Origin of the sequence: Iamia sp., assembly GCF_035575815.1 — a bacterium.
Lineage (GTDB): Bacteria > Actinomycetota > Acidimicrobiia > Acidimicrobiales > Iamiaceae > Iamia.
In genome coordinates this window covers 1-8,009 of record NZ_DATLXO010000197.1, presented here as the reverse complement: position 1 = coordinate 8,009, position 8,009 = coordinate 1, and the positions used below count along the sequence as shown (strand labels likewise).

Genomic DNA, 8,009 nt, shown 5'->3' with positions numbered 1-8,009 from the left:
AGGCCATCGACAGCATCGACGTCGGCGGCGTCACCCAGGCCGACATCAGCATCGAGCGCGAGATCCTCACCCCGCCGTGAGCGGTGCCGGCGGTGCGCTCGAATCGTGCGGTCACACCTCGACGCGGCACCACACCACCTTGGTGCCGCCCACCACCTCGACGCCCCACTCCTCGCTCAAGGCCGCGACGATGTGGAGGCCGTGGCCCCGGGTGTGGCGGTCATAGGGCGCCCGCACGACAGGAGGGCTGGGATCGTCGTCGCGCACCTCGAGGCGCACCTTGCCGTCACCTGCCCGGCTGATCGTGACGGTCGGAGCGCTGCGGGCGTGGACGATGGCGTTGGTGACCAGCTCGCTCGTCACCACCGCGAGGTCCTCCGCGTCGCTGGAGCCCCAGTCCTCCGCGAGCGCGACGACGAAATCCCGCGCCGTGACGACGGCGTCGAGGTCCTCGGGGACCCGGAGCGAGTTCACGTCGGCTCTGCGCCGTTCGACGCGGGAACAGGCTCGTGAGGGACGACCATCGACCCCGCACTGTCCCGCCATCCACCCGGCAACCCGATGTCGCGTCGCGCATCGTGACACCTCGCCCACGACGTGCTGCGCCCCACCGGGACGGGCTCACCCCATCAGCACGTTGGCGAAGATCTGCCAGGCGAGGAGGCTCTTGGCCACCAGGCTGAGCACGATGTAGGCCCGCTCGCCGTGGAGGTAGTCGGCCCACCGCCCGGCGGCCCGGTACTGCAACCACTGGTTCACGGCGAAGCAGTTGAAGGCCACGAAGAGCGTCACGAAGATGCCGTAGACGAAGGTCGGGACCTCACTGCCGGCGCCGATGAGGTACACCGCGATGGCGATCCACGGCACCGCGCCGGCCAGCGACCCGAACACGAAGGGCGACCAGTCCACGTCGTCGCCGGCCCGGTCGGTCGTCTCCATGAGCCACCCGAAGAAGATCATGGAGGCGTTGACGGCGAAGAGGCCCAGCAGCGCCACCACGTCGGTGATCCCGGTGAGGCCGGCGATGAGCACGATCATGAGCGAGGCCGAGAGCGAGTACTCGACCCACCGGAACCGGTTGCGGCCGGCCGCCAGCTCCTTCTGGTAGCGCGGCCACCCCCACGGCGACGCCACGAGGAGGTGGAAGAACGCCGAGAGCAACGAGAAGAGGGCCACGGCCGGTCCGAGCGGGTAGGCGAAGAGCTCCTCGAGCCGCTCCGCGGTCACCGCCTGGCCGGGCGGCCCGGACGCGAAGGTGGCGCTGACCGGGAGCGAGAAGTCGGTCGACAAGATGACCAGCACCACCGCCTGGGCCAGGTGGGCGGCTCCGGCCACCAGGTTGAAGGGGCGCAGACCCCCCACCCGCTCGAGGTCCACCGCGGGCGGCGTTGTGGTGCGCGGCGAGGTGCGGGTCATCGGGGCGGCGCTTTCGGCTGTGGGCGGCGCGACGGGGTGACGCCGCGCCTTGAGTGCGACGCCGACCCTCTACCCGACCGGCCGATGAGCAAGCGGGCTGCGCGTCGCCGACCGTCGAGACGGGCGCAGCAGAACGTCCCGTCCCGGTCAGGTGGGCTGGTCGGTCCGTCCCGATCAGACGTGTTTCGGTCAGTCCGTCCCGGTCAGGAGGTCGCGGTCAGAGATCGAGCGCCACGGATGCCGGCGCCTGGTCGACGGCTGGTGCCCGCTCGGTCGGCGGGTCATCGGCGACGACGACCCGGTCGTGCCCGGCCGCCTCGACCCCGAACATCGCCAGGTCGGCCAGGTTGATGACCGCCTCGGCCGTCGCGGCCTGGCCCGAGTCGGCCACGCCGAAGCTGGCCGACACGCGAGGCACGTCGCCGCTCACCAGCGCCGCCTCCAGCCGATCCCGCACCGACCTCATCCGCTCGGCAGCCCCTCGACGACCCAGCCGCGGGCATCAGCAGCACGAACTCCTCACCGCCGTAGCGGCACACGGTGTCCTCGCCTCGCACGCGTGAGGACCGATCCCGTCCGGAACCCTCGGGACCCCCCCACGGCCTTGTTCGAGGCAGGTCAAGGTGTTCCCTCGGCGACCGGTGGCAACCCGAGACTGGCCAAGAAGGCGACCAGACCGTCGCGATCCTTGAAGTGATGGGAGTGGAGGCCGGCGCGCGAGGCGCCCTCGGCGTTGGTCGCCTTGTCGTCGACGAACGCGGCGCGCGTCCGCTCGACGCCCCAGCTGGAGCAGGCGTCGACGAAGATGCCGCGATCGGGCTTGGACTCTCCGTACTCCGCGGCCACGTGCACCTCGATGCCCAGGGCTGCGAGCTCGGGGTAGATGCGACCGACCATCTCGCGCACCAACAGGCCGTTGTTGGAGAGGGTGGAGCAGCGGACGCGTCCGGCCACGGCCTCGACCACCGGCAACACGTCGCGCCGGGGAGTCACCGCCGCCGCCAGGGCACCGGCCCACCGGTCCCGATCGAGCTCCGTCCCGAGCCGACGGCCAACCTCGGCCAGGTAGGCCTCCGGGCCGATCTCCCCGGCGTCGGAGGCATCCTCCAGCCCACTGGCGAAGAGGGCGTCACGCACTGCGTCGGTGTCGACGCCGAGGGCGCGGGCCAGCGCCGCCACACGCACGTCGGGGTCGTAGTCGTAGAGGACACCGTTGACGTCCCAGAGCAGCAGATCGACCAGAGGAGCCACCGTCGCACGGTACCGCCGCCGTCAGACCGCAACGATCGGACCCGGTCGGTGGACCCGGGGGGAGCTGACTCCCGGCCGGGTCGCCCGTACCACCCTCCCTGCTGCCACCGGGCCGCTCCTGGGTGCCTGTGCGTCGGCCCTCACAGCCGATCCGTTAGAAGGAAGGATCACCAAGGGCGAACCGCCACCGGGGTCGCCGACATGCTCGACGCCCCCAGCGGTACCGGATGACCAGGCCCGGAGCCCGTCAGCGCATCGGCAGGTCCCGGACGGCGCGTGCACTCCCGGGGGTCGATCGAACGCGACCGCGCCCAGCCCGTGGTGGCGGATCAAGGGCGAACGACCTCGGCGTGGAAGGCGCGGGCGACCTCGATCACGTCCCCGCCGGCGTCCTCGACGAACGCCTCGGCGTCATGGGCGCCAGCCAGGAACCGGACGTGGCGGCGGCGCATCAGACCCTCCGAGGGAGGGCCGGTGGGGACCCGCCATCGGGTCCTCTCGTTCACCGGCTCATAGCCAATGCATGGCAACCACCTCTCGGCTCGACATCGCGGGCCCCAACGGGGGAGCCGAGCATCGTGACACGACCCTGTCCGGGAGGTCCAGGGGCTTCTGGATCAGGATGTGTCGGCCTCGGGCCGTTCGATGTCGCGCAGCAGGAATCCCGTCCGGCGCGGCCACCCGTCGGCCACCGTCGCCCAGTGTGGTACCTGCGTCGGGACGTCAAGCGGCCGGTCCATTGGAAGATCCATCAGAAGCGCGCCCGGCTCCGGACGCGCGAGAGTCTCCGATGTGGGAAACCGCCTCTCAGCAGGGAACCTGCGAAGGGCGCTCGGAGGGACTCGAGCCCCAACCTTCTGATCCGTAGGCGGGCCCGACGGGTCCGTCTGGTGTTGTCGAGTGCCGTTGTAGCAGGTCAGGTTGGGTGCGCGGTCCGGCGGATGCTGCCGAATCCGGCGCCGTGACGCCCCGTGGAGTGCCAATCGGAGTGCCCAAGTCCCCGTCGTCCCGTTCGCGGGCGCAGATGCGGGAAGTGTCACGCCGATTCAGAGGCGAACGCTCTCGGCTGCCGGCTGCCCGTCGGGCTCGCCAGGCCCACCGCAGCCTTCGTGCCGGTCACAGGACGTAGGAGCCGAGTCGTTGGGCGGCGTCCATGACGGCGAGGGTGAGCGCGGGGTCGTCGAGCTGGCGGGTCGCGGTCGGCGCGGCTGGGAAGGCCATTGCGGCGCGCTCCCAGAGGGCGAGGCAGCGGCCCGGTCCCCACACCGAGGAACCGAACGCCAAGCCCTGGAGGTTCTGGTGGTGTCGGCAGATGGCGCGCGACCAGTCGCGGCAGACGCCGCGCGGTCCGCTGCGGATGGCTTGGTTTCCGCCGACGCGGGTCACCCATCCGCTGTCGAGATCGAGGAGGGTGAGCTCGGTCGCGGTCTCGAGGATCGTGATCGCGGGTTGCCGCAGCGTGAGATCGAACGGTCCGACACCACCGCCGTCGTCCTGGAACCACTCCGCGAGCGCGGCGACGAAGGCGTCCGGTCCCATGGTGAGGTAGGCGATCCGCCGAGTGGGGTGGTTGCGGCGTGGCAGAGTCTGGTGGTCGAAGCGGCTCTTGGTCGGACCGAACGCCCGGAGCTCGTTCCACGCCGCTGGATGGGCGCCGCCGAGGGGGTGCACCCGGACGAGGACGGTGCCCGCCGGCAGGACCGTGAGCTCCTCTGGCCCCGGGATCGTGTCGCGGACCCTGGCGGTGTCGGGCCGAGGGAGACGCTCGGTCACAGGTCGGCGAGGTCGGCTGCTGCCTGGGGGTCACCGCCGGTGGCGAGCCACGTCACGGGGCTGACCGGCTCGTCGTCGATCTCGAGGTCGACGTTCGGGGTCGTGAACCAATGGTTGACGGTCAGCGGGTGCAACGCAGGATCGGTGGCGCGCAGCACCACCTTGAGGCCGGACAACGGCTTCCCGTCGACGAGCTGCCAGCGCGGGAAGCACCGCTCATCGCCTGCCGTGAAGGCGTAGAGGCTGCGGTCCGCCAGCCGTTGGGACACCCGGCTGCGGTCGACGCCGAGCAGCTCGGCCATGGCCGTATCGCCGACGACCGACCGGGCGAGCAGCGCACCGAACGCGTCGACCAGTCTCTGGTCGTTCTTCAGTCGTGTCCGCTTGTCGAACCTCGCCCCAACCGAGGTCCACAGGTCTCGCTCGGCCGATGGGAGCGCGCTGATCGCGCGGTGGCTCTCGGCGGTGTCGGCGGCGGACTCGAGCAGCGCGACGACGAGCGCCGCGTCGGTACCGCCGCGGCCAGCGACGGTTCGGAGGCGGTCGAGCGCCTGCTCGCCCTTGCGCTTGGTTCGCTCCGGACCGGCGATCCCGAGCCGAGCCTCAACGTACCTCATTGGCTGAGCCATGGTGAGATTGTAGCGCCAGAGTGCGCTACTCGGGGATGTGGGCGGCCACGAGGGCCTGGAGCTCGCAGACCACCGATCTCACGAGAAGCGTTTCTGGAGCGCCTCGCCGGACGAGCACCGATGGGAGCGGTCGCCCTCGGGAAGGCATTGGGCATCGGGTCGTCGGCACCTCCACCAGCGGCCAAGCCGCCCGCACCCTCGGGGACGAAGCGCACGTCGAGTCCCGCACCGTGACCTCCCTGCTGGGGCGGCTCGACCACGGTCAGATCACCATCCACCCCCGGAAGGTCGTCATCCTCGACGAAGCTGCCATCTGCGGACGCCGACCTTCACCGTCTCGTCGTCGGTGTCGAACGGGCAGGGGCGAAGCTCGTCCTCGTCGGCGACCCACGGCAACTCTCCGCCATCGGCCCCGGCGGCGCCCTCGCCTCCCTCCTCGAGCGCCACCCGAACGTCCTCACCGTCCTGGACGTGAACGTCCGCCAACGAGACGCCGCCGAGCGCGCCGCCCTGGCGAACCCTGCGCCACGGCTCCGTCCAGGAAACCGTTGACTGGTACATCAGCCGGGGCCGCACCACCCTCTCGCTGAGCCGCCTCGACGCCCTCGTGGACATGGTCCACGCCTGGGGAGCCGATGTCGCCGCCGGCCACGACACGGCGCTGCTGGCCTGGCGTCGGGACGATGTCCGGGACCGCGGCATCGGTCTCTGACGGGTCGTAGCCACCTGACGGCCGGTTGCTACATCAGCATCATCAAGGTAACTTGACGTGGTGGACCCGGTCATCTTGGCGGGTGCTCGACGGCATGGGATCAGCGACGACGACATGCTCCACGCCCACCGACATCCGATCCGCGTCTTCCTTGTCGACGGCTTCACGATGATCGTCGGAGGAGACCAGTCAGGCCAGTTCTTGGAGGTCGGCGTGGCGACCTCTGACGAAGGCATCGAGTTCATCGTCCACGCCATGACCGCACGACCCAAGTACCTGAGGTGACCAAGATGCCCCGATCGATGCAGGAAATCCTCGACCACGCCGACGAGCTGGCCCAGCAGCTGGAGCGCTACGAGCCATCCCCCGACGACGAGGTCGATGTCGCCGAGTACCTCCTCCGCCGGGCCGCACTCAGCCGAGCCCGCAGCGAGCGGCAGGTCGCCGAAGCCGTCACCGCCGCCCGACATGCGGGCCTCTCATGGAAGCGCATCGGAGCCCAGATCGGCACCTCAGCCCAAGGCGCCCAGCAGCGCTACGGCACGATGGCCGAGACCGCCTGACTCGACCGTGCGGGTCGCCGTCGCGCTCTTGCCCTGCGACTCGACCCGGCACCAGCCGAGGGTCGAGGCGAACTCCACGATCCGGGCGTGCTCGCGCACAGGTCGACGTTCGCCCATCGCAGCCACACCAGCTCGCCGATGCGGAGCCCGGCGCCGAGCAGGAAGGCCCACAGCGGTTTAGCGCGCTCGGAGGGACTCGAACCCCCAACCTTCTGATCCGTAGGCCCATCCGACGGGTCCGGTTGGTGGTGTCGAATCGCATCTTACCTGGTCAGGTGCGGTGCGCGTTCCGGCACGTGCTGCCGGATCCGGCCCAGTGATGTCCCGTGGAGTGCCAATCGGAGTGCCAGCTTCTGGGGGGATCTTCCAGCCGCTTGGTCGAAGTGGAGTGCCGACGGGTGTGGATCTGCCTCCGTGGCGTCGAGGGTGCTCGGGACGCCTGCCCGTCGGCTACTCGGGGCCGGTGAACCTGAGGGGTAGTTGGGGCTCGACGGTGGTCTCCTCGACGTGGACGGGGCCGTACACCGCGTCGAAGATCGTGCGCGCCTCGTAGATGCGGCCGCGGGCGCGGCCGGTGACCTCAGTGAGGTCGCCGCGCTCGACGAGGGCGTCGATGGCGGCCTGTGCGGTGGGACGGGTGACGCCGATCATCGCCTCGACCCGCCCGGCGGTGACCACGGGGATCGAGAAGAGCTGTTCGGCGAGGCGGACCACCGAGTTGGGTCGGCCCTCGTCGAGCAGGTCGTTGCGGAGCTGGTGTTGCAGCTCGACGAGACGGACGGTCCGCTCCTCGGAGTCTCGTGCCTGCCTTTGGACGCCGCGGAGGAAGAAGGCGATCCAACCCATGAGGTCGCCTTGCTGGCTGGTGACGAGGAGGTGGTCGTAGTACTCGCCGCGGTGCTGCTCGAAGTAGGCGGAGAGGTAGAGCAACGGCTGGGGGAGCGCATCACGCAGCACCAGCATCAGCGGGATCATGAGTCGCCCGATGCGGCCGTTGCCGTCGAGGAAGGGGTGGATCACCTCGAACTGGTAGTGGGCGACGGCGAGCTGCAGGAGCAGGGGGAGGTCACGCTCGTGCAGGAACCTCTCGAGGTCATCGAGGGCGCGCTGCATCTCGTCGGGCGGCGGAGGCACGAACACGGCGTCGTCGAGCGTGGCCCCGCCGATCCAGACGGGGCTCGTGCGCAGCTCCCCTGGCCGCCGGTGGTGGCCGCGAACACCGTGGAGCAGCCGTTCGTGCATCTCGCGGAAGAGGCGGACCGAGATGGGAAAGCCGCCGCGGACGCGGGTGAGGCCGTGCTCCATCGCCACGACGTAGTTGCTGACCTCCTCGGCGTCGTCGGCGGCCTCACGCGAGGGGACCTGCCCGGCCTCGAACCGCAAGAGCTGACCGACGTCGGTCTTCGTGCCCTCGATCCGCGAGCTGAGCACCGCCTCCAGCCGGAGGTGCGGACCGATGAGCAGGCGCGGGTTCGGGATGAGGCGACCGACGCCGCCGAGGCGGTGGACCGCACCGGTCGCCTCGTCGAGAAGCTTCACCACCTCGTCGGACAGGGACAGCCGCCGCGGCACGTCGGCCGGGAAGAACGCCCAGAACCCTTCCGGGGTCCTGCGGACCCGACCGCGCTCGGTCGAGGTGAACGCGTCCGGTCGCATCGTGCTCCT

At 70.4% G+C, this 8,009-nt stretch carries 10 protein-coding genes and 1 pseudogene; 3 read left to right on the top strand and 8 right to left on the bottom strand.

Annotated features, from left to right (window positions below; genetic code table 11):
• Positions 1 to 111 precede the first annotated feature (111 nt).
• The 7 genes from VNL12_RS20060 to VNL12_RS20030 form a co-directional block, all read right to left on the bottom strand.
• Positions 112 to 474 (bottom strand): ATP-binding protein, encoded by a 363-nt coding sequence (locus VNL12_RS20060; RefSeq protein ID WP_325597045.1) that lies wholly within the window; start codon positions 472 to 474, stop codon positions 112 to 114.
• A gap of 147 nt (positions 475 to 621) precedes the next feature.
• Positions 622 to 1,416: a heliorhodopsin HeR gene (gene heR / locus VNL12_RS20055; protein WP_325597043.1), complete on the bottom strand. Its 795-nt coding sequence runs from the start codon at positions 1,414 to 1,416 to the stop codon at positions 622 to 624.
• A gap of 217 nt (positions 1,417 to 1,633) precedes the next feature.
• Complete coding sequence (locus tag VNL12_RS20050; RefSeq protein WP_325597041.1) at positions 1,634 to 1,873, bottom strand: hypothetical protein; 240 nt, start codon at positions 1,871 to 1,873, stop codon at positions 1,634 to 1,636.
• A 161-nt stretch (positions 1,874 to 2,034) separates the two neighbouring features.
• On the bottom strand, positions 2,035 to 2,667 hold the full coding sequence (locus VNL12_RS20045) for an HAD family hydrolase (protein ID WP_325597039.1): 633 nt from the start codon (positions 2,665 to 2,667) through the stop codon (positions 2,035 to 2,037).
• A 329-nt stretch (positions 2,668 to 2,996) separates the two neighbouring features.
• Complete coding sequence (locus VNL12_RS20040) at positions 2,997 to 3,119, bottom strand: hypothetical protein (RefSeq protein WP_325597037.1); 123 nt, start codon at positions 3,117 to 3,119, stop codon at positions 2,997 to 2,999.
• 664 nt (positions 3,120 to 3,783) lie between these two features.
• Positions 3,784 to 4,440, bottom strand: coding sequence for an RES family NAD+ phosphorylase (locus tag VNL12_RS20035; RefSeq protein ID WP_325597035.1), 657 nt, complete (start codon positions 4,438 to 4,440; stop codon positions 3,784 to 3,786).
• The gene (locus tag VNL12_RS20030; RefSeq protein WP_325597034.1) at positions 4,437 to 5,057 is read right to left on the bottom strand and encodes a hypothetical protein; all 621 of its coding nucleotides are present in this window, start codon (positions 5,055 to 5,057) and stop codon (positions 4,437 to 4,439) included. Before VNL12_RS20030 ends, VNL12_RS20035 begins: the two co-directional genes overlap by 4 nt.
• Before the next feature lie 47 nt (positions 5,058 to 5,104).
• Between VNL12_RS20030 and VNL12_RS21345 the strand changes: the two are divergent.
• The 3 genes and pseudogenes from VNL12_RS21345 to VNL12_RS20015 all read left to right on the top strand — a co-directional run bounded on the left by VNL12_RS21345 (position 5,105) and on the right by VNL12_RS20015 (position 6,344).
• Positions 5,105 to 5,621, top strand: a pseudogene (locus VNL12_RS21345) (AAA family ATPase).
• 220 nt (positions 5,622 to 5,841) lie between these two features.
• Complete coding sequence (locus VNL12_RS20020) at positions 5,842 to 6,066, top strand: hypothetical protein (protein WP_325597030.1); 225 nt, start codon at positions 5,842 to 5,844, stop codon at positions 6,064 to 6,066.
• Between the two features lie 5 nt (positions 6,067 to 6,071).
• Positions 6,072 to 6,344 (top strand): hypothetical protein, encoded by a 273-nt coding sequence (locus VNL12_RS20015; protein WP_325597029.1) that lies wholly within the window; start codon positions 6,072 to 6,074, stop codon positions 6,342 to 6,344.
• 450 nt (positions 6,345 to 6,794) lie between these two features.
• Here VNL12_RS20015 and VNL12_RS20010 read toward each other — a convergent pair.
• A partial coding sequence (locus tag VNL12_RS20010) for a Fic family protein (RefSeq protein ID WP_325597027.1) occupies positions 6,795 to 8,009 on the bottom strand: 1,215 nt, incomplete at its 5' end.

What these genes read in the sequence shown, in the direction of transcription:
- heR (WP_325597043.1), bottom strand. Translation starts at nt 1,416, where the DNA reads ATGACCCGCACCTCGCCGCGCACCACAACGCCGCCCGCGGTGGACCTC.
- VNL12_RS20040 (WP_325597037.1), bottom strand. Translation starts at nt 3,119, where the DNA reads ATGCGCCGCCGCCACGTCCGGTTCCTGGCTGGCGCCCATGACGCCGAG.
- VNL12_RS20030 (WP_325597034.1), bottom strand. Translation starts at nt 5,057, where the DNA reads ATGAGGTACGTTGAGGCTCGGCTCGGGATCGCCGGTCCGGAGCGAACC.
- VNL12_RS20015 (WP_325597029.1), top strand. Translation starts at nt 6,072, where the DNA reads ATGCCCCGATCGATGCAGGAAATCCTCGACCACGCCGACGAGCTGGCC.